The sequence below is a fragment of the Streptomyces sp. NPDC085596 genome (genome assembly GCF_044541565.1).
Lineage (GTDB): Bacteria > Actinomycetota > Actinomycetes > Streptomycetales > Streptomycetaceae > Streptomyces.
This window is the reverse complement of sequence record NZ_JBITTC010000010.1, coordinates 137,670-158,559: the sequence shown is the minus strand read 5'-3', so window position 1 is coordinate 158,559 and position 20,890 is coordinate 137,670. Positions and strand designations below refer to the sequence as shown.

General features: G+C 66.6%; 17 protein-coding genes. All 17 read right to left on the bottom strand.

Annotated features, from left to right (window positions below):
• Positions 1-3: 3 nt before the first annotated feature.
• Positions 4-423 (bottom strand): 50S ribosomal protein L23, encoded by a 420-nt coding sequence (rplW, locus tag ACIGA3_RS26325; RefSeq protein ID WP_399720239.1) that lies wholly within the window; start codon positions 421-423, stop codon positions 4-6.
• Positions 423-1,079 carry a 50S ribosomal protein L4 gene (gene rplD, locus ACIGA3_RS26320; protein WP_399720236.1) on the bottom strand — a complete coding sequence of 219 codons (657 nt, stop codon included), beginning with the start codon at positions 1,077-1,079 and terminating at the stop codon, positions 423-425. The genes rplW and rplD overlap by 1 nt, the downstream gene beginning before the upstream one ends.
• Before the next feature lie 5 nt (positions 1,080-1,084).
• Entirely contained in the window at positions 1,085-1,729 is a 645-nt protein-coding gene (gene rplC / locus ACIGA3_RS26315; RefSeq protein ID WP_018543906.1) for a 50S ribosomal protein L3, read from the bottom strand.
• A 17-nt stretch (positions 1,730-1,746) separates the two neighbouring features.
• Positions 1,747-2,055, bottom strand: a complete 309-nt coding sequence (rpsJ, locus tag ACIGA3_RS26310) for a 30S ribosomal protein S10 (protein WP_003948644.1) — start codon at positions 2,053-2,055, stop codon at positions 1,747-1,749.
• A 596-nt stretch (positions 2,056-2,651) separates the two neighbouring features.
• Entirely contained in the window at positions 2,652-3,845 is a 1,194-nt protein-coding gene (tuf, locus tag ACIGA3_RS26305; protein ID WP_399720233.1) for an elongation factor Tu, read from the bottom strand.
• Positions 3,846-3,987: 142 nt separating this feature from the next.
• Positions 3,988-6,114, bottom strand: a complete 2,127-nt coding sequence (gene fusA / locus ACIGA3_RS26300; protein WP_399720231.1) for an elongation factor G — start codon at positions 6,112-6,114, stop codon at positions 3,988-3,990.
• 39 nt (positions 6,115-6,153) lie between these two features.
• A complete protein-coding gene (rpsG, locus tag ACIGA3_RS26295) occupies positions 6,154-6,624 on the bottom strand; it encodes a 30S ribosomal protein S7 (protein ID WP_081218873.1) in 471 nt (156 codons plus the stop codon).
• 2 nt (positions 6,625-6,626) lie between these two features.
• Positions 6,627-6,998, bottom strand: coding sequence for a 30S ribosomal protein S12 (gene rpsL, locus ACIGA3_RS26290; RefSeq protein WP_003948652.1), 372 nt, complete (start codon positions 6,996-6,998; stop codon positions 6,627-6,629).
• A gap of 322 nt (positions 6,999-7,320) precedes the next feature.
• On the bottom strand, positions 7,321-7,785 hold the full coding sequence (locus ACIGA3_RS26285) for a DUF1707 and DUF4190 domain-containing protein (protein ID WP_399720510.1): 465 nt from the start codon (positions 7,783-7,785) through the stop codon (positions 7,321-7,323).
• 317 nt (positions 7,786-8,102) lie between these two features.
• Positions 8,103-12,002, bottom strand: a complete 3,900-nt coding sequence (locus tag ACIGA3_RS26280) for a DNA-directed RNA polymerase subunit beta' (RefSeq protein ID WP_399720228.1) — start codon at positions 12,000-12,002, stop codon at positions 8,103-8,105.
• Between the two features lie 100 nt (positions 12,003-12,102).
• On the bottom strand, positions 12,103-15,588 hold the full coding sequence (gene rpoB / locus ACIGA3_RS26275) for a DNA-directed RNA polymerase subunit beta (protein WP_388996908.1): 3,486 nt from the start codon (positions 15,586-15,588) through the stop codon (positions 12,103-12,105).
• A gap of 568 nt (positions 15,589-16,156) precedes the next feature.
• Positions 16,157-16,540 carry a 50S ribosomal protein L7/L12 gene (rplL, locus tag ACIGA3_RS26270; RefSeq protein WP_393595891.1) on the bottom strand — a complete coding sequence of 128 codons (384 nt, stop codon included), beginning with the start codon at positions 16,538-16,540 and terminating at the stop codon, positions 16,157-16,159.
• Positions 16,541-16,656: 116 nt separating this feature from the next.
• Positions 16,657-17,187 (bottom strand): 50S ribosomal protein L10, encoded by a 531-nt coding sequence (gene rplJ, locus ACIGA3_RS26265; protein ID WP_399720224.1) that lies wholly within the window; start codon positions 17,185-17,187, stop codon positions 16,657-16,659.
• 304 nt (positions 17,188-17,491) lie between these two features.
• Complete coding sequence (locus ACIGA3_RS26260; protein WP_399720221.1) at positions 17,492-18,355, bottom strand: hypothetical protein; 864 nt, start codon at positions 18,353-18,355, stop codon at positions 17,492-17,494.
• 174 nt (positions 18,356-18,529) lie between these two features.
• Positions 18,530-19,255, bottom strand: coding sequence for a 50S ribosomal protein L1 (gene rplA / locus ACIGA3_RS26255; protein ID WP_399720219.1), 726 nt, complete (start codon positions 19,253-19,255; stop codon positions 18,530-18,532).
• Between the two features lie 95 nt (positions 19,256-19,350).
• Positions 19,351-19,785, bottom strand: coding sequence for a 50S ribosomal protein L11 (rplK, locus tag ACIGA3_RS26250; protein ID WP_018543896.1), 435 nt, complete (start codon positions 19,783-19,785; stop codon positions 19,351-19,353).
• Between the two features lie 168 nt (positions 19,786-19,953).
• On the bottom strand, positions 19,954-20,844 hold the full coding sequence (gene nusG, locus ACIGA3_RS26245) for a transcription termination/antitermination protein NusG (RefSeq protein WP_399720215.1): 891 nt from the start codon (positions 20,842-20,844) through the stop codon (positions 19,954-19,956).
• Positions 20,845-20,890 lie beyond the last annotated feature (46 nt).

Below are 20,890 nucleotides of genomic sequence, written 5' to 3'. Positions count from 1 at the left end.
CCGTCAGGCGGTCGGACCGCCGAAGATGTCGATACGGTCGCCCTCAGCGAGGGTCACGATCGCGCGCTTGCTGCCGGCACGCTGACCGAAACCGGTCTTCGTGCGCTTGCGCTTGCCCTGGCGGTTGATCGTGTTGACCCCGGTGACCTTGACGTCGAAGACCGCCTGGACGGCCTGCTTGATCTGGGTCTTGTTGGCGTTCGGGGCGACGATGAACGTGTACTTGCCCTCGTCGAGGAGCGCGTAGCTCTTCTCCGAGACGACCGGCTTGAGCAGCACGTCACGGGGGTCCGTGAAGGACTTGCTCAGCGGGGTCTCGACGGTGTTCTTGCCCTCGGTCGCGTGACGCTTCGCCTTGGCGACGCGCGCGACCTTGGCGGCCTTGGCGGCCTTCGAGGCGATGCTCGGGTGGCGCGTAGCCATCAGGCCTCGCTCCCTTCGGTGTCATTGGCCTTCGGGCCGGACACGAAGGACTCGAAAGCGGCCTGGGTGAAGACCACGTCGTCCGAGACGAGAACGTCGTACGTGTTCAGCTGGCCCGGCTCCAGGATGTGGACCTGGGGCAGGTTGCGCGCGGAAAGCAGCGCGGCCTCGTCGGAGCGCTCGATGACCAGGAGCACGTTCTTGCGCTCGCTGACCTTGCCGAGGAAGCTCTTGGCGGCCTTGGTGGAGGGGGTCTCGCCCTCGACCACGTTGGTGATGACGTGGATACGAGCGTTGCGGGCCCGGTCGGTGAGGGCGTGGCGCAGGGCCGCGGCCTTCATCTTCTTCGGGGTCCGCTGCGAGTAGTCACGCGGCGTGGGGCCGTGGACGACGCCACCGCCGGCGAACTGCGGCGCACGGGTCGAACCCTGGCGCGCGCGGCCGGTGCCCTTCTGACGGTAGGGCTTCCTACCGCCACCGCGGACCTCGCCACGACGCTTGACCTTGTGCGTGCCCTGACGGGCGGCGGCCAGCTGCGCGACGACGACCTGGTGAAGCAGCGGAACGCTGATCTTCTCCACGTCGAAGATCTCGGCCGGGAGCTCTACGGTCCCGGCGTTGTCGCCGGAGGGCGACTGAATGTCAATGGTGCTCATAGTCCTCAGGCCCCCTTGGCCGCGGTGCGGACCAGGACGAGGCCGCCGTTCGGACCAGGAACCGCGCCCTTGATGAGGAGCAGGCCCTTCTCCGCGTCAACGGCGTGAACGGTCAGGTTCTGGGTGGTGACCCGCTCGTTGCCCATGCGACCCGCCATGCGCATGCCCTTGAAGACACGGCCGGGGGTGGCACAGCCACCGATGGAACCGGGCATGCGGTGCACACGGTGGGCACCGTGGGACGCCTTGCCACCCTTGAAGTTGTGGCGCTTCATGACACCGGCGAAGCCCTTGCCCTTGCTCTTCGCGGTGACGTCAACCTTGACGCCCGACTCGAAGACCTCGGCAGTGATCTCCTGACCCAGCGTGTACTCGCTGGCGTCGGAGGTACGGAGCTCCACCAGGTGGCGGCGCGGAGTTACGTCGGCCTTGGCGAAGTGGCCCTTGAGGGGCTTGTTCACCTTGCGCGGGTCGATCTCGCCGAAGGCGATCTGGACCGACTCGTAGCCGTCGACGTCGTTCGTGCGGACCTGGGTCACGACGTTCGGACCGGCCTTGACGACGGTGACCGGAACAACACGGTTGTTCTCGTCCCACACCTGCGTCATGCCGAGCTTCTCGCCCAGGATGCCCTTGATCTGCTTAGCCATTCTCAGATCACCGACCCTTAGAGCTTGATCTCGATGTCGACACCGGCCGGGAGGTCGAGTCGCATCAGGGAGTCAACGGTCTTCGGAGTCGGGTCGAGGATGTCGATCAGGCGCTTGTGCGTGCGCATCTCGAAGTGCTCGCGCGAGTCCTTGTACTTGTGCGGCGACTTGATGACGCAGTACACGTTCTTCTCAGTGGGCAGCGGCACCGGGCCCGCGACCGACGCACCAGTGCGGGTCACCGTCTCGACGATCTTCTTCGCCGAGGAGTCGATGACCTCGTGGTCGTAGGCCTTGAGCCGGATGCGGATCTTCTGTCCCGCCATGGCTACTCAGTAGTCCTGTCTTCTTCTCACGCTCTGGAACCCGGCGGTTTCACACTGCCTTCTCTCCGACCCACGCGGTCGGGCGTGTCGCACTGCCGCTGACGCGGATGCCCATCACTGGAACATCCCTCCAGGGAATGCACACGGCCCTGCCGGAACCGCGGGCCGGGGGCGGAAGGCCCACCGGGTGCCTGGTCGGTATTGCGCTCACGCTTCCCGGAAGATTCCCGTACGTCCAACCCGCAGGGGGTTGACGAGTACTGTGGGACTCGCTTCCGGTCCTCCCGGCGGGAGGCGCGCAGCATCAACGCTCGACCGAGCAACTCCGACAGTCTGCCATATGGCCTACCCCCCTGGCCAATCGAGCCGAGTAGATTACCCCGATAGTGACGCAGGTCAAACTCCCCCCGCACTATGGGTCCTCATCAACTCCCGCCGAAGGCAGGGGAAGCGGCCGGGAAACGCCCCGCGCGCCCGCCCAACGCCCTGTGGGGCAGCCAGGCATGGCACGATGCCGGCAACAGCAGAGAGGCCCGCACGACCTGAGTCGTGCGGGCCTCTCTGGGTCAGTCAGTGACCCTCAGGCAAGCGAATGCTTACTTGACGATCTTGGTGACCTGGCCGGCGCCCACCGTGCGGCCACCCTCGCGGATGGCGAACTTCAGGCCCTCTTCCATCGCGACGGGCTGGATGAGCGAAACGGTCATCTCAGTGTTGTCGCCCGGCATGACCATCTCGGTGCCCTCGGGGAGGGTCACGACGCCGGTCACGTCCGTGGTACGGAAGTAGAACTGCGGGCGGTAGTTGTTGAAGAACGGCGTGTGGCGGCCACCCTCGTCCTTGGACAGGATGTAGGCCTGGGCCTCGAACTCGGTGTGCGGGGTGACCGAACCGGGCTTGATGATGACCTGGCCGCGCTCGACGTCCTCGCGCTTGATGCCGCGGAGCAGCAGACCGACGTTCTCACCGGCCTGGCCCTCGTCGAGCAGCTTGCGGAACATCTCGATGCCGGTGACCGTGGTGGTGGTCTTGTCCTGCTTGATGCCCACGATGTCGACGGTCTCGTTGACCTTGAGGACACCACGCTCGATACGACCGGTGACGACGGTGCCACGACCGGTGATCGTGAAGACGTCCTCGATCGGCATCAGGAACGGCTTGTCGACGTCACGCTCGGGCTGCGGGATGCTCTCGTCGACGGCCTTCATCAGGTCGAGGACGGTCTGGCCCCACTCCTTGTCGCCCTCGAGCGCCTTGAGCGCCGAGACCTTGACGACCGGCAGGTCGTCGCCCGGGAACTCGTACTCGGAGAGGAGCTCACGGACCTCGAGCTCGACGAGCTCCAGGATCTCCTCGTCGTCCACCATGTCGGCCTTGTTCAGGGCGACGACGATGTAGGGAACGCCGACCTGGCGGGCCAGGAGCACGTGCTCCTTGGTCTGCGGCATCGGGCCGTCGGTGGCGGCGACCACGAGGATGGCGCCGTCCATCTGCGCCGCACCCGTGATCATGTTCTTGATGTAGTCCGCGTGACCGGGGCAGTCGACGTGGGCGTAGTGACGCGTCTCGGTCTGGTACTCGACGTGCGCGATCGAGATCGTGATACCGCGCTGGCGCTCCTCGGGAGCCTTGTCGATCTGGTCGAAGGCCGAGGCCTCGTTCAGGTCCGGGTACGCGTCGTGCAGCACCTTGGTAATGGCGGCCGTGAGGGTCGTCTTACCGTGGTCGATGTGACCGATGGTGCCGATGTTGACGTGCGGCTTAGTCCGCTCGAACTTCGCCTTCGCCACTGGGTCCTCCTGTGGAGTGGTTCTGGTACGCCTTACTCATCGGCGCCAGGTGATCTTTGCTGGGATGCCGCCCGCCAGGGTCTTTCCGCGTGGTCCGACCCTGGCGGTCGGTGTCAAGCCTAAAGCGTGCGAACGGGGTGCGTTACTCGCCCTTGGCCTTCGCGATGATCTCCTCGGCGACGTTCCGGGGAACCTCGGCGTAGGAGTCGAACTGCATCGAGTAGCTTGCGCGACCCGAGGTCTTGCTGCGGAGGTCGCCGACGTAGCCGAACATCTCCGAGAGGGGCACGAGGCCCTTCACGATGCGAGCGCCCATCCGCTCCTCCATGGCCTGGATCTGGCCACGGCGGGAGTTGATGTCGCCGATGACCTCGCCCATGTAGTCCTCGGGCGTGGTGACCTCAACGGCCATCATCGGCTCGAGGAGCACGGGGGAAGCCTTGCGCGCGGCCTCCTTGAAGGCCTGCGAACCGGCGATCTTGAAGGCCAGCTCGGAGGAGTCGACCTCGTGGTAGCCACCGTCGAGAAGAATGACGCGGACGCCCGTCATCTCGTAGCCGGCCAGGATGCCGAACTGCATGGCCTCCTGCGCACCGGCGTCCACCGAAGGGATGTACTCCTTCGGGATGCGGCCACCGGTGACCTTGTTCACGAACTCGTACGAGGCGTCGCCGCCCTCGATCGGCTCGATCGCGATCTGCACCTTGGCGAACTGACCGGTACCACCGGTCTGCTTCTTGTGCGTGTAGTCGAGTCGCTCGACGGCCTTGCGGATCGTCTCGCGGTACGCGACCTGCGGCTTGCCGACGTTCGCCTCGACCTTGAACTCACGGCGCATACGGTCGACCAGCACCTCGAGGTGCAGCTCGCCCATACCACCGATGATGGTCTGGCCGGTCTCCTCGTCCGAGTGAACCTGGAAGGAGGGGTCCTCCTCCGCGAGACGCTGGATGGCAACACCCAGCTTCTCCTGGTCACCCTTGGACTTGGGCTCGATGGCGACCTGGATCACCGGCGCCGGGAAGTCCATGGACTCCAGGATGACCGGGTTCTTGTCGTCGGACAGCGTCTCACCGGTGGTGGTCTGCTTCAGGCCCATGACGGCGACGATGTCACCGGCGCCCACCGACTCGATCTCCTCACGCTTGTTCGCGTGCATGCGGTAGATCTTGCCGATGCGCTCCTTCTTGCCCTTGACGGAGTTCAGCACCGAGGTGCCGGACTCCAGGCGGCCCGAGTAGACCCGGACGAAGGTGAGCTTGCCGAGGTGCGGGTCGCTCATGATCTTGAACGCCAGCGCCGACAGCGGCTCGTCCTCGGACGGCTTGCGCTTGACGACGACCTCGGGGTCCTTGACGTCGTGGCCCTCGATGGCCTCGACGTCGAGCGGGGTCGGCAGGTAGCGCACGACCGCGTCGAGCAGGGGCTGAACGCCCTTGTTCTTGAACGCGGTGCCACAGAACACCGGGGTGACCGTGACGCCATCGGACTTGCCGGACGCGATGGTGATGCGACGGATCGCGGCGTAGAGCTGCTCCTCGGTGGGCTCCTGGCCCTCCAGGAACAGCTCCATGATCTCGTCGTCGTGCTCCGCGACGGTCTCGACCAGCTTGCCGCGGTACTCCTCGGCAGCCTCGACGTGCGTGGCCGGGATGTCGACAACGTCGTACATCTCGCCCTTGGCCGCCTCGGCGGACCACACGAGCGCCTTCATGCGGACGAGGTCCACAACGCCCTGGAAGTCCATCTCGGCACCGATCGGGAGCTGCATGATGATCGGGACAGCGCCGAGGCGGTCCTTGATCATGTCCACGCAGCGGTGGAACTCGGCGCCGGTACGGTCCAGCTTGTTCACGAAGCAGATGCGCGGCACGCCGTAACGGTCGGCCTGACGCCACACCGTCTCGGACTGCGGCTCGACACCGGCGACACCGTCGAACACCGTGACGGCACCGTCGAGGACGCGGAGCGAACGCTCCACCTCGACCGTGAAGTCGACGTGCCCGGGGGTGTCGATGATGTTGATGGTGTAGTCGTCGCCCTCAAGCGGCCAGTGACAGGTGGTGGCAGCAGACGTGATCGTGATGCCACGCTCCTGCTCCTGCTCCATCCAGTCCATGGTGGCAGCGCCGTCGTGGACCTCACCGATCTTGTAGCTGACGCCGGTGTAGAAGAGGATCCGCTCGGTGGTGGTCGTCTTGCCCGCGTCGATGTGGGCCATGATCCCGATGTTGCGGACCTTGGCCAGGTCAAGTGAAGTGGTAGCCATAAGGCTTCAGTCTTCTCTCGGTCTCGATGTGGGTAGCGACTACCAGCGGTAGTGCGCGAAGGCCTTGTTGGACTCGGCCATCTTGTGCGTGTCCTCGCGCTTCTTGACGGCCGCACCGAGGCCGTTCGAAGCGTCGAGAAGCTCGTTGAGCAGACGCTCGGTCATCGTCTTCTCGCGACGGGCGCGGGAGTAACCGACGAGCCAGCGCAGCGCGAGCGTGCTGGCGCGACCGGGCTTGACCTCGATCGGCACCTGGTACGTCGCACCGCCGACGCGGCGGGACTTGACCTCGAGGGTCGGCTTGATGTTCTCCAGCGCGCGCTTCAGCGTGATGACCGGGTCGTTGCCGGTCTTCTCACGCAGACCCTCCATGGCGCCGTAGACGATGCGCTCGGCGGTGGAGCGCTTGCCGTTCAGCAGCACCTTGTTGATGAGGGAGGTCACCAGAGGAGAACCGTAGACCGGGTCGATGATGACCGGGCGCTTCGGGGCGGGGCCCTTACGAGGCATTCTTACTTCTCCTTCTTGGCGCCGTAGCGGCTGCGGGCCTGCTTGCGGTTCTTGACACCCTGGGTGTCGAGCGAGCCGCGGATGATCTTGTAGCGAACACCCGGCAGGTCCTTCACACGGCCGCCGCGCACGAGCACGATGGAGTGCTCCTGCAGGTTGTGTCCCTCACCCGGAATGTAAGCGGTGACTTCGATCCCACTGGTCAGACGCACACGCGCGACCTTACGCAGGGCCGAGTTCGGCTTCTTCGGGGTGGTCGTGAACACACGCGTGCAGACGCCACGACGCTGGGGCGAACCCTCGAGTGCGGGCGTCTTGTTCTTCTCGACCTTGTCCTGCCGGCCCTTCCGGACCAGCTGCTGGATCGTAGGCACTACTTCTCCGGTTTCTGTGTGCCGAATGGTGAAGCTAACCTGGAACGCCCCCGACCCACGCGGTCGGGTGTGTCGAACCCGCGGACTCCCGCCGCAAAGGGAAGGACGCAGATTTCGGTGGCCGTTGTCAGCTCGCCGTGCGGTGAAAAGCACACGCGGGAACCAGGGCACACCCCAGGCACAAGGTCTGAGCGTACCTATCGCACGGACTTCGGTCAAAACAAATGCCAGGCGGCCACCCGCGACGGACAGGTCATGTCAAGTCCCAACGCCGCCAACGATCTTCGATTTCACGTAGCGCACACACCGCGCCACGCTCCCGTCATCGGTCCAGCACGCCCACCGCGATCAGCAGCAGCCAGAACAGGGCCCAGCCGCCGACGGACAGCCAGCCCATAACAAGGCCGGTCAGAGCCAGTCCGTCCCCGTCCTCGCCGGTGCGGCGGATCTCCGCGCGCGCGGTGTGCCCGAGCACCACCGCCGGGATTCCGGTGAGTCCCGCGGTCAGCAGGCACAGCAGCCCGCACACCGCGGACCCGACCGCCTTGCCGTTCGCCGCCGGCCGCGGTGTGGGCAGAAACACCTGCGGTACGGGCGTCACGGGCGCCGGATACGGCGCGGGCCCCTGCGGGAGGTCGGCCACCACCAGCGCCAGCTCGCCGACCGTACGGGCCGCGTAGACCCGGCCCACCCGGCGGTCGAACTCGTCCTTCTCCAGCCGCCCTTCGGCGAACCCGGCGCGCAGCACGTCCACGGCCCGCTCCCGGTCGGCGTGCGAGGCCAGCATGAACGGGGCTCCGCCGCCCTGGCCCTGGGGCGGCCCCGGCCAGTGAGCGGGGGGCCGGGGCTGGAAGGGGCCCGCGAAGGGCGCCACAGGCCACTCCTGCGGCCGCGGCGGAGCCGGTGGTGTGCCGGCCGCCGCCGGGTCGTTGTTGTCCGGCCACGACGGATGCCACGACGGTTGCGACACGGAGCACCTCCCGAACCCCCGACCGGGGTTCTTCCATGATGCGCCCAAATGTCCGCCGGGCGGAGGGAAACGCCGAAGGGCGGCACCCCCGAGAGGATGCCGCCCTTCAGTTCAAGCGCCTTTCGGCTGCTCGCCTACTGGTTGTACGGACCGTAGTCGTAGTCCTCCAGCGGAACGGCCTGGCCGGAGCCGGCGCCGAACGGCGAGTAGTCGATGTCGTCGTAGCCGACGGCCGAGTACATCGCGGCCTTGGCCTCCTCGGTCGGCTCGACCCGGATGTTGCGGTAGCGGGACAGACCCGTACCAGCCGGGATGAGCTTACCGATGATGACGTTCTCCTTGAGGCCGATCAGGGAGTCGGACTTGGCGTTGATCGCCGCGTCCGTCAGGACCCTGGTCGTCTCCTGGAAGGAGGCCGCGGACAGCCACGACTCGGTCGCCAGCGACGCCTTGGTGATACCCATCAGCTGCGGGCGGCCGGAGGCGGGGTGACCGTTCTCCTGGACCACACGACGGTTCTCGGTCTCGAACTTCGAGCGCTCGACCAGCTCGCCGGGCAGCAGCTCGGCGTCGCCCGACTCGATGATCGTCACACGGCGGAGCATCTGCCGGATGATGATCTCGATGTGCTTGTCGTGGATCGACACACCCTGCGAGTTGTAGACCTTCTGGACCTCGCCGACCAGGTGGACCTGGACGGCACGCTGACCCAGGATGCGCAGCACGTCGTGCGGGTTGGTGGCACCCACGGTGAGCTGCTGGCCCACCTCGACGTGCTCGCCGTCGCGGACCAGGACCTTGGCACGCTTCGAGATCGGGAACGGCGTCTCTTCGCTGCCGTCGTCCGGGGTCACGACGAGCTTCTTGGTCTTCTCGGTCTCCTCGATCCGCACGCGGCCGCTGGCCTCGGAGATCGGGGCGACACCCTTCGGGGTACGGGCCTCGAAGAGCTCGACGACACGCGGCAGACCCTGGGTGATGTCGTCACCGGCCACACCACCGGTGTGGAAGGTACGCATCGTCAGCTGGGTACCGGGCTCACCGATGGACTGGGCGGCGATGATGCCGACCGCCTCACCGATGTCCACCAGCTTGCCGGTGGCCAGCGAACGGCCGTAGCACATCGCGCAGGTACCGACGGCGGACTCGCAGGTCAGGACCGAGCGGGTCTTGACCTCCTCGACGCCGGCCTTGACCAGCTGGTCGATGAGGACGTCACCGAGGTCGACGCCCGCCGGGGCGAGCACCTTGCCGTCGACGACGATGTCCTCGGCGAGGCAGCGCGCGTACACGGACGTCTCGACGTTGTCCGCCTTGCGCAGCACACCGTCGGCGCCGCGCTCGGCGATCGACAGCTTGAGGCCGCGCTCGGTGCCGCAGTCCTCCTCGCGGATGATGACGTCCTGCGAGACGTCCACCAGACGACGGGTGAGGTAACCCGAGTCGGCGGTACGCAGGGCGGTGTCCGCCAGACCCTTACGGGCACCGTGGGTGGAGATGAAGTACTCCAGCACGGACAGGCCCTCACGGAAGGACGCCTTGATCGGACGCGGGATGGTCTCGTTCTTGGCGTTCGACACCAGACCACGCATACCGGCGATCTGCCGCATCTGCATCATGTTTCCTCGGGCACCCGAGTCAACCATCATGAAGATGGGGTTCGTCTTGGGGAAGTTCGCGTTCATCGCCTCGGCAACCTCGTTGGTCGCCTTGGTCCAGATCGCGATGAGCTCCTGAGTGCGCTCTTCCTTGGTGATCAGACCGCGCTCGTACTGCTTCTGGACCTTCTCGTCCTGCGCCTCGTAGCCCTTGACGATCTCCTTCTTCGCCTCGGGAACGACGACGTCGGAGATGGCCACGGTGACGCCGGAACGGGTCGCCCAGTAGAAGCCCGCCGCCTTCAGGTTGTCGAGCGTCGCCGCCACGATGACCTTGGGGTAGCGCTCGGCCAGGTCGTTGACGATCTCGGAGAGCTGCTTCTTGCCCACCGAGTAGTCGACGAACGGGTAGTCCTCGGGCAGCAGCTCGTTGAAGAGCGCGCGGCCCAGGGTGGTGCGCAGCCGGAAGGTGTCGCCCGTCTGGTACTCGGGCTCGCCCTCCTCGCGCGCCGGCGGCGTCCAGCCACGCGGCGGGATGGTGCCCACCGGGAAGCGGATGTCGATCGGCGACTGGAGCGCCAGCTCGCCGGCGTCGAACGCCATGATCGCCTCGGCCGTGGAGCCGAACGCGCGGCCCTCGCCCTTGGTGTCACGCAGTTCACCGTCGGTGGTGAGGAAGAACAGACCGAGGACCATGTCCTGGGTCGGCATCGTCACCGGACGGCCGTCGGCGGGCTTGAGGATGTTGTTCGAGGACAGCATCAGGATGCGGGCCTCGGCCTGCGCCTCCGCGGACAGCGGCAGGTGCACGGCCATCTGGTCACCGTCGAAGTCCGCGTTGAACGCGGTGCAGACGAGCGGGTGGATCTGGATGGCCTTGCCCTCGACCAGCTGCGGCTCGAAGGCCTGGATGCCGAGGCGGTGCAGGGTGGGAGCACGGTTCAGCAGAACCGGGTGCTCGGCGATGACCTCTTCGAGGACGTCGTACACGACCGTGCGGCCGCGCTCCACCATGCGCTTGGCGCTCTTGATGTTCTGCGCGTGGTTCAGGTCGACCAGACGCTTCATCACGAACGGCTTGAAGAGCTCCAGCGCCATGGCCTTGGGCAGACCACACTGGTGCAGCTTCAGCTGCGGGCCGACGACGATGACGGAACGCGCCGAGTAGTCGACTCGCTTGCCGAGCAGGTTCTGACGGAAACGACCCTGCTTGCCCTTCAGCATGTCGCTGAGGGACTTCAGCGGACGGTTGCCGGGGCCCGTGACCGGGCGACCACGACGGCCGTTGTCGAAGAGGGCGTCGACCGCCTCCTGGAGCATGCGCTTCTCGTTGTTCACGATGATCTCGGGCGCGCCGAGGTCGAGAAGCCGCTTCAGGCGGTTGTTGCGGTTGATCACACGGCGGTACAGGTCGTTCAGGTCGGAGGTCGCGAAGCGGCCACCGTCCAGCTGCACCATCGGACGCAGGTCCGGCGGGATGACCGGGACGCAGTCCAGGACCATGCCCTTGGGGCTGTTGGAGGTCTGCAGGAACGCGGAGACGACCTTCAGCCGCTTCAGGGCACGGGTCTTCTTCTGGCCCTTGCCGGTGCGGATGATCTCGCGGAGGCGCTCGGCCTCCTCCTCCAGGTCGAAGGACTCCAGGCGCTTCTGCAGCGCCGCGGCACCCATCGAGCCGTCGAAGTACGTGCCGAAGCGGTCACGCAGCTCGCGGTAGAGCAGCTCGTCGCCCTCGAGGTCCTGGACCTTGAGGTTCTTGAAGCGGCTCCACACCTCGTCGAGACGGTCGATCTCGCGCTGCGCACGGTCGCGCAGCTGCTTCATCTCGCGCTCGGCACCCTCGCGCACCTTGCGGCGCACGTCGGCCTTGGCGCCCTCGGCCTCCAGCTCGGCCAGGTCGGTCTCGAGCTTCTTGGCGCGGGCCTCCAGGTCGGAGTCGCGGCGGTTCTCGATCTGCTGACGCTCGACGGAGACGTGAGCCTCCAGCGACGGCAGGTCGCGCTGACGACGCTCCTCGTCGACGTACGTGATCATGTACGCGGCGAAGTAGATGACCTTCTCGAGGTCCTTCGGGGCGAGGTCGAGCAGGTAGCCCAGCCGCGACGGAACGCCCTTGAAGTACCAGATGTGGGTGACGGGGGCGGCAAGCTCGATGTGGCCCATCCGCTCACGGCGCACCTTGGCGCGCGTGACCTCGACGCCACAGCGCTCACAGATGATGCCCTTGAAGCGGACGCGCTTGTACTTGCCGCAGTAGCACTCCCAGTCCCGGGTCGGACCGAAGATCTTCTCGCAGAAGAGTCCGTCCTTCTCGGGCTTGAGCGTGCGGTAGTTGATGGTCTCCGGCTTCTTGACCTCGCCGTGGCTCCACTGACGGATGTCGTCAGCGGTGGCCAGACCGATCCGGAGCTCGTCGAAGAAGTTGACGTCGAGCACTATGCGTCAATCCCTCTCAGGGTTGTAAGTCATGGGGTCTGATACGGGGGTCCTGGGGCCGGTCGGGGGCTCGTTGCCGAGCCCCCGGCCGGAACTCCCGTCAGACCTCTTCGACGCTGCTCGGCTCACGCCGGGACAGGTCGATGCCAAGCTCCTCCGCTGCGCGGAAGACGTCCTCGTCGGTGTCGCGCATCTCGATGGACATGCCGTCCGAGGACAGCACCTCCACGTTGAGGCACAGGGACTGCATCTCCTTGATGAGCACCTTGAAGGACTCGGGGATGCCGGGCTCGGGGATGTTCTCGCCCTTGACGATGGCCTCGTAGACCTTCACGCGGCCGGTGACGTCGTCGGACTTGATGGTCAGCAGCTCCTGGAGGGCGTACGCGGCGCCGTATGCCTCGAGCGCCCACACCTCCATCTCACCGAAGCGCTGGCCACCGAACTGAGCCTTACCACCCAGCGGCTGCTGGGTGATCATCGAGTACGGACCGGTCGAACGAGCGTGCAGCTTGTCGTCGACCAGGTGGTGGAGCTTCAGGATGTACATGTAGCCGACCGAGATCGGCTCCGGGAACGGCTCACCCGAGCGACCGTCGAACAGCGGCGCCTTACCGGTCGGGAGCACCATGCGCTCTCCGTCGCGGTTCGGGATCGTGTGCTCGAGCAGGCCGGCGAGCTCGTCCTCACGCGCACCGTCGAACACCGGGGTGGCGACGTTGGTGCCGGGGTCGACCTGGTCGGCGCCGATCGCCTGGAGGCGCTCGGCCCACTCGTCCGCGAGGCCGGAGACGTCCCAGCCGCGGCTGGCGAGCCAGCCGAGGTGGATCTCCAGGACCTGTCCCGGGTTCATTCGGGACGGGACACCCAGCGGGTTCAGGATGATGTCGACCGGGGTGCCGTCCTCCAGGAACGGCATGTCCTCGATCGGCAGGATCTTGGAGATGACACCCTTGTTGCCGTGACGGCCGGCAAGCTTGTCACCGTCGGTGATCTTGCGCTTCTGCGCGACGTAGACGCGGACCAGCTGGTTCACGCCCGGCGGCAGCTCGTCGCCCTCTTCGCGGTCGAAGACGCGGACACCGATGATCTTGCCGGTCTCGCCGTGCGGCACCTTCAGCGAGGTGTCGCGGACCTCACGGGCCTTCTCACCGAAGATCGCGCGCAGCAGACGCTCCTCGGGCGTCAGCTCGGTCTCACCCTTGGGCGTGACCTTGCCGACGAGAATGTCGCCCGCGGTGACCTCGGCGCCGATGCGGATGATGCCGCGCTCGTCCAGGTCGGCCAGGACCTCCTCGGAGACGTTCGGGATGTCCCGCGTGATCTCCTCGGGGCCGAGCTTGGTGTCACGGGCGTCGACCTCGTGCTCCTCGATGTGGATCGAGGAGAGGACGTCGTCCTGCACGAGGCGCTGCGACAGGATGATCGCGTCCTCGTAGTTGTGACCCTCCCACGGCATGAACGCCACGAGCAGGTTCTTGCCGAGGGCCATCTCGCCGTTCTCGGTGGCCGGACCGTCGGCCAGGACCTGGCCTTCGATGATCCGGTCGCCCTCGTTGACGATGACCTTCTGGTTGACCGACGTTCCCTGGTTGGACCGGGAGAACTTGTGCAGGCGGTACGTGATGTACGTGCCGTCGTCGTTGGTCGTGGTGACGTAGTCCGCGGAGACCTCCTGGACCACACCCGCCTTCGTGGCCTTGACCACGTCGCCGGCGTCGACGGCGGAGCGGTACTCCATGCCGGTGCCGACGAGCGGGGCCTCGCTCTTGATGAGCGGCACGGCCTGACGCATCATGTTCGCGCCCATGAGGGCACGGTTGGCGTCGTCGTGCTCGAGGAACGGGATCATGGCGGTCGCGACCGACACCATCTGGCGCGGCGAGACGTCCATGTAGTCGACCTCGTCACCAGGGACGTAGTCGACCTCGCCGCCACGACGGCGGACCAGGACGCGGGCCTCCTCGAAGCGCATGTCGTCGCTGAGCGTGGCGTTGGCCTGCGCGATGACGAAGCGGTCCTCCTCGTCGGCGGTCAGGTAGTCCACCTCGTCGGTGACCTGGCCGTCGACGACCTTGCGGTACGGAGTCTCGACGAAACCGAACGCGTTGACCCGGCCGTAGGAGGCGAGCGAGCCGATCAGACCGATGTTCGGGCCTTCGGGCGTCTCGATCGGGCACATGCGGCCGTAGTGCGAGGGGTGCACGTCACGGACCTCGAAGCCGGCCCGCTCACGGGAGAGACCACCCGGACCAAGCGCCGACAGACGGCGCTTGTGGGTGAGACCCGACAGCGGGTTGTTCTGGTCCATGAACTGCGACAGCTGGCTGGTGCCGAAGAACTCCTTGATGGAGGCGACGACCGGCCGGATGTTGATCAGGGTCTGCGGCGTGATCGCCTCGACGTCCTGGGTGGTCATGCGCTCACGCACGACACGCTCCATACGGGCGAGACCCGTACGGACCTGGTTCTGGATCAGCTCGCCGACGCTGCGCAGGCGACGGTTGCCGAAGTGGTCGATGTCGTCGGTCTCGACGACGATCGACTGACCGCTGTCGCCGACCGTCTCGGTCTCACCGGCGTGCAGCTTCACCAGGTACTTGATCGTCGAGATGATGTCCTCGACGGTCAGGACACCCGCGTTCAGCGGAGCGTCCGCACCCAGCTTCTTGTTGACCTTGTAGCGGCCGACCTTGGCGAGGTCGTAGCGCTTGGGGTTGAAGTAGAGGTTCTCGAGCAGCGTCTGCGCGGCCTCACGCGTGGGGGGCTCGCCCGGACGCAGCTTGCGGTAGATGTCGAGCAGCGCGTCGTCCTGGCCCTGGGTGTGGTCCTTCTCCAGGGTGGCGCGCATGGACTCGTACTCGCCGAACTCCTCGAGGATCTGCTCGGTGGTCCAGCCGAGAGCCTTGAGCAGTACGGTGACCGACTGCTTGCGCTTGCGGTCGATGCGGACACCGACCATGTCTCGCTTGTCGATCTCCATCTCCAGCCAGGCACCCCGGGACGGGATGATCTTGGAGGAGAAGATGTCCTTGTCGGACGTCTTGTCGATGGACGAGTCGAAGTAGACACCCGGCGAGCGGACCAGCTGCGACACCACGACACGCTCGGTGCCGTTGATGACGAAGGTGCCCTTGTTCGTCATGAGCGGGAAGTCGCCCATGAAGACCGTCTGGGACTTGATCTCGCCGGTCTCGTTGTTGGTGAACTCGGCGGTGACGAAGAGCGGCGCGGCGTACGTGAAGTCGCGGTCCTTGCACTCGTCGATGGAGTTCTTCGGCGGCTCGAAGCGGTGGTCGCGGAAGGTCAGCGACATCGACCCGGAGAAGTCCTCGATCGGCGAGATCTCCTCGAAGATCTCTTCGAGGCCGGACTTGGTGGGTACGTCCTGGCCGTTCTCGAGGGCCTTCTCGACGCGAGCCTTCCAGGCGTCGTTGCCGAGCAGCCAGTCGAAGCTCTCGGTCTGGAGCGCAAGAAGGTTCGGAACCTCGAGGGGCTCCTTGATCTTTGCAAAGGAGATGCGCAGCGGGGCGGTGCTGGCGCCGTTGTTCGTATTCGCGGTCGAGGCAGTGCGCGAGGCGGCCAAGAGGGGGTCCTTCCGAGGGCTCGGACTCACTACGCGCGTACCGGTCCCTCTCCCAGGCTCACGACGGGAAACCCCAGCTCAGGGAAGTTCGGTCGTCGGTGCTCGGGTGGGGGCAGACCCCTGGTGACGGGCAGGGGACAGCTAACAGGCAGCGCAAAGGGTCAGTGTAGCCACTTGGCACACTGATGTCCAGTGCGGGTTTTGGAGACCCTCGTTTTCCTCAACGCCCTCGTCTTCGACGCCCTCGGCATGCTTGCCCTCAACGCACGATGATCCTGCCCTCTTCGCCGTCGATCCATGCCTCGGATTCGGATCGTTGTGACGACGCGTCCTGAGAATTGCGCGCTGCGTGCGGTTCGTCAAGGCCCCCCAGCCGGAACGGGGCCTTCCGGAGACACGACGAAGATCACCATACCCCTCGCCACGACGAGTGCAAGGCAACCGTGGTCGTCCCCCGGATACGCCGAAGAGCGACCACCCGGATGGATGATCGCTCTTCGGTGCGTTCGCGTTACAGCCTCAGGAGGCCGTGTTCACGCGCGAGAGGTTCGCGGAACCCCGTGAGGTGTTACTTGACCTCGACGGAGGCGCCAGCGGCCTTGAGGGACTCGGCAGCCTTCTCCGCGGCCTCCTTGGTGACCTTCTCGAGGACCGGCTTCGGGGTGCCGTCGACGAGGTCCTTGGCCTCCTTCAGACCCAGGGAGGTCAGCTCACGCACGACCTTGATGACCTGGATCTTCTTCTCGCCGGCGCCGGTGAGGACGACGTCGAACTCGTCCTGCTCCTCAGCGGCCTCGGCCGGGGCGCCGGGGGCGGCGGGGCCGGCAACGGCGACCGCGGCGGCGGCGGTGACGTCGAACTTGTCCTCGAAGGCCTTCACGAACTCGGAGAGCTCGATGAGGGTCATCTCCTCGAACTGGGCAAGCAGCTCGTCCTGGGTGAGCTTCGCCATGATGGCGGTCCTTCCACTCGATCGGCGGGTGCCGGATGTACGGGATGTGGCGGGCGTACTTCGGCCCGCTGCGACCCTTGCCGCATCAGGCGGCGAGGGTCAGAAAGCGAGCCGAATTACTCGGCACCGCCCTGCTCGGCCTGCTTGGCACGGAGCGCGTCCACGGTGCGGACGAGCTTCGAGGGCAGCGCCTGGAAGAGCTGAGCAGCCTGAGACTGCTTGCCCTTGAAGGCACCGGCCAGCTTGCTGAGCAGAACCTCGCGGGACTCGAGGTCCGCAAGCTTCTTGATCTCGTCGGCGGACAGCGCCTTACCGTCAAGGACACCGCCCTTGATGACGAGATTCGGGTTGTCCTTGGCGAAGTCACGGAGACCCTTCGCCGACTCCACCGGGTCACCGGTGACGAAGGCGACAGCCGTCGGACCGTTGAACAGGTCGTCCAGCGTCGTGATCCCGGCCTCGTTGGCCGCGATCTTGGTCAGCGTGTTCTTCACCACGGCGTACTTGGCGTTCTCACCGAGCGACCGGCGCAGGTTCTTGACCTGCGCCACGGTGAGACCGCGGTACTCGGTAAGCACGGCAGCGTTGGAGTTGCGGAACTGCTCCGTCAACTCGGCCACTGCGGCAGCCTTGTCGGGCCTCGCCATAGAGCCTCGGCCTCCTTCCGGGTGATTCTGACCGCGCGGACCCGAAGGAGACTTGAGAAAACGAAACGCCCCGGCGCAGGCGCTCGGGGCGGACTCGACCGGATGCTTACGCGTGGACGCGTCTACTCCGGGAGTACTTCCACTTACACCTGCGCGGGTCGCCCACTTTGCAGTAGGTCCTTCGGCCACCACACCCTCAGGTGAGCGTGCGGCAACGACCAGCGGTCTTTGGCTTCTCGAGGAGAGTACGGGACTCGGGCGCTGTCGAGCAAATCCGGTCGGAGCGGACCCCGTCCGGGGGTGCTCAGCGGGCGCCGGTGATGCCTTTGGAGCGCGCCAGCTTCGTGAAGTCCTGGGTGTCGGCGGCCGGGGGCGCCACGGCGGCGATACGGACGCCGTAGTCCCGGTAGTACGCGGTGCTGACCAGGCTGCCCTGCGCGGTGTCGGCCCGCTCGACCTTCTTGACCAGCAGGTTCCGGTGGTCGATCCAGAGATCGACGGTCTCCGTGGTGACCCCGGCCTGGTCCAGCTGGCGCTTGAGGCCGGCCAGCTCGCGGGCGCTGAGGCCGCTGTCCCGGCCCGCCAGGTCGGCGACACGGACCCGGCCCCGGTAGTGCGTGGCCGCGGTGCCCTGGACCCGCTCGGCGCCGACCCTGCGCACGTCCCCGGAGGCCAGCAGCATCTTCACCGACTGGTTGGGGGTGGTGTTGCGCATCTGGTCCTTCAGATACATCCCGAGGCCGTCTCCGCCGCGGGCGAGGTCGGCGTACGCGTACTTGATCCAGTGCCGGCCGCCGGCCCGCTTCGCGAAGGTGTCGCTCATGCGCGCGTAGTAGGCGTCCGGGAGATAGCGGGCCCGCAGGGACGGGGTGCCGGCCTTGCGCATGGCGGCGGCGAGGGTGCCGCCGGTGTAGCGGATCGTGAGGTGGCCGGTGACGCCGTCGTCCCAGCGCAGGGCGCCGTCGGAGGACAGGGAGAGGGCCTTGCCGTAGCTGAGCGTGGAGCGGACGCGGACCGACTCGGCGCGGTCGGTGGACCGCTCGGCGGAGCGCAGGGCGGCCAGCGGGCGGTCCTGGCCGCCGTCCTGGGCGTCGCCACAGGCGGCCGGCGTGGTCAGCGCCAGCGCCAGCGCCGCGAACCCCACCCGGCGCACTGTCGTGCTCCTCATCCGGTCCCCCACCCCTGTACGCGCCCTCTGCCCGCACCGTAACCCAGGGCACCGACCACCGGGAGGGGATCACCCGGAGCGGCCGGAGAACAGGGAAGGACCCCGCACCTTCGAAAGGTGCGGGGTCCTCGACCTGCGTACGCGTCGCTGCCGCGGCTACCGGGTGAGCTGGGCTCAGACGGCGGCGCGGTCCTCCTCGACGAGGAGGTTGCGGGTGCGGTTCTGGTCCACCAGGATGCCGGGGCCCATCGTGGTGCTGATGGCGGCCTTCTTGATGTAGCGACCCTTGGCGGCGGACGGCTTCAGACGGAGGATCTCCTCCAGCGCGGCGCCGTAGTTCTCCACCAGCTGGGTGTCGTCGAACGACGTCTTGCCGATGATGAAGTGCAGGTTCGAGTGCTTGTCGACGCGGAACTCGATCTTGCCGCCCTTGATCTCGGTCACGGCCTTGGCCACGTCCGGGGTCACGGTGCCGGTCTTCGGGTTCGGCATCAGACCACGCGGGCCGAGGACGCGGCCGAGGCGGCCGACCTTGCCCATGAGGTCCGGGGTGGCGACGACGGCGTCGAAGTCCAGACGGCCCTTCGCGACCTCGTCGATCAGCTCGTCGGAGCCGACGATGTCGGCGCCCGCGGCGAGCGCGGCCTCAGCACGGTCACCGGTCGCGAAGACCAGGACCCGGGCGGTCTTGCCGGTGCCGTGCGGGAGGTTCACGGTGCCACGGACCATCTGGTCGGCCTTGCGCGGGTCGACACCCAGGCGGAAGGCGACCTCGACGGTGCCGTCGAACTTGGTCGTGGAGGTCTCCTTGGCGAGACGGACGGCCTCGAGCGGGGCGTAGAGCTTCTCCCGGTCGATCTTGGCGTCCGCAGCGCGGAGAGCCTTGCTGCGCTTGCTCACAACTGCTCCTGTGTGTTCTGAAAGGAGTCGTGGTACGGGCCGAGCGGGCCCTGCCACGTGCGACCGGCTACGGCCGCATGACTACGAGGTGGGTGTCAGCCCTCGACCGTGATGCCCATGGAACGGGCGGTGCCGGCGATGATCTTCGACGCGGCGTCCAGGTCGTTGGCGTTGAGGTCGGGCATCTTGGTCGTGGCGATCTCGCGGACCTGCGCCTCGGTGATCTTGGCGACCTTGGTCTTGTGCGGCTCGCCGGAGCCCTTCTCGACACCCGCGGCCTTGAGGATCATCTTCGCGGCCGGCGGAGTCTTGGTGACGAAGGTGAAGGAGCGGTCCTCGTAGACCGTGATCTCCACCGGGATCACCCAGCCACGCTGCGACTCGGTCGCGGCGTTGTAGGCCTTGCAGAACTCCATGATGTTGACGCCGTGCTGACCGAGCGCGGGGCCGACCGGCGGGGCCGGGTTCGCCGCACCGGCGTTGATCTGGAGCTTGATGAGCCCCGTGACCTTCTTCTTCTTGGGAGGCATAGCTCTCCGGGTCCTTTCGATTCGGGTCCTGCCCGCGTAAGGGGACCAACCCGGACGCAGGCATACCGCACAACGATAGCGGGTATGGATGTGCGGCTAAAAACCGTGCAGGTCAGACCGGCTGCGAGAGCCTGTCTGACCTGCGCGGAAGCGTGTGCCCAGAAAGAACTAGTTCTTCTGGATCTGGTCGAAGCTCAGCTCGACCGGGGTCTCGCGGCCGAAGATCTCGACGAGACCCTTGACCTTCTTCGAGTCGGCGTTGATCTCGTTGATCGTCGCCTGGAGGGTGGCGAAGGGGCCGTCGGTGACGGTGACCGAGTCGCCGACCTCGAAGTCCAGCACCTGGACCTCGACCTTGCGCTGCGGGACGGGCTTGCCCTCGGCCTCGGCGGCCTCGCGGGCGGCCTTCTCCTCGGCCTCCGGGGCGAGCATCTTGACGATCTCGTCCAGGGTCAGCGGGTAGGGGTCGTAGGCGTTGCCGACGAAACCGGTGACACCGGGGGTGTTGCGGACGACGCCCCAGGACTCGTTCGTCAGGTCCATGCGGACCAGGACGTAACCCGGCAGCTTGTTCTGCTTGATCGTCTTGCGCTCGCCGTTCTTGATCTGCGCGACCTCTTCCTGCGGCACCTCGGCCTGGAAGATGAAGTCCTCGACGTTCAGCGAGACGGCGCGCTGCTCCAGGTTCGTCTTCACGCGGTTCTCGTAGCCCGCGTAGGTGTGGATGACGTACCACTCGCCGGGCAGCGTGCGCAGCTCCTCGCGGAGCGCGGTGACGGGGTCGACCGGCTCGGCGGGCTCTTCCTCGACGATCTCGACGGCTTCGGCGACCTCGTCGGTCTCGACGACGTCCTCGACGTCCTCGTCGACCTCGGCTACCGCCTCGGCGTCACCGTCGACGTGCAGCGCGGCCTCTTCGGCGGGCTCGCCCGCCGCGGCCTCGGCAGCCTCGAACTCGTCCTGCTCGTCCGCGCCCTCGACGATGTCGAGCTCGGCGTCCACCGCCTCGACGGTTTCTCGGCGAGGCTCGGTGGCGTCGTTCAGGTTCGGGTCAGACACGATGGCTGCTTCTTCCTGGATACATAGGGGTGGAACATGCGAAAAA

Bases quoted from the DNA above. Each gene is read 5' to 3' on its own strand.
- rplW (WP_399720239.1), bottom strand. From the start codon at position 423: ATGGCTACGCGCCACCCGAGCATCGCCTCGAAGGCCGCCAAGGCCGCC.
- rplD (WP_399720236.1), bottom strand. From the start codon at position 1,079: ATGAGCACCATTGACATTCAGTCGCCCTCCGGCGACAACGCCGGGACC.
- rplC (WP_018543906.1), bottom strand. From the start codon at position 1,729: ATGGCTAAGCAGATCAAGGGCATCCTGGGCGAGAAGCTCGGCATGACG.
- rpsJ (WP_003948644.1), bottom strand. From the start codon at position 2,055: ATGGCGGGACAGAAGATCCGCATCCGGCTCAAGGCCTACGACCACGAG.
- fusA (WP_399720231.1), bottom strand. From the start codon at position 6,114: ATGGCTACCACTTCACTTGACCTGGCCAAGGTCCGCAACATCGGGATC.
- rpsG (WP_081218873.1), bottom strand. From the start codon at position 6,624: ATGCCTCGTAAGGGCCCCGCCCCGAAGCGCCCGGTCATCATCGACCCG.
- ACIGA3_RS26285 (WP_399720510.1), bottom strand. From the start codon at position 7,785: ATGCTGGCCTCGCACGCCGACCGGGAGCGGGCCGTGGACGTGCTGCGC.
- rplL (WP_393595891.1), bottom strand. From the start codon at position 16,540: ATGGCGAAGCTCACCCAGGACGAGCTGCTTGCCCAGTTCGAGGAGATG.
- rplJ (WP_399720224.1), bottom strand. From the start codon at position 17,187: ATGGCGAGGCCCGACAAGGCTGCCGCAGTGGCCGAGTTGACGGAGCAG.
- ACIGA3_RS26260 (WP_399720221.1), bottom strand. From the start codon at position 18,355: ATGAGGAGCACGACAGTGCGCCGGGTGGGGTTCGCGGCGCTGGCGCTG.
- rplK (WP_018543896.1), bottom strand. From the start codon at position 19,785: ATGCCTCCCAAGAAGAAGAAGGTCACGGGGCTCATCAAGCTCCAGATC.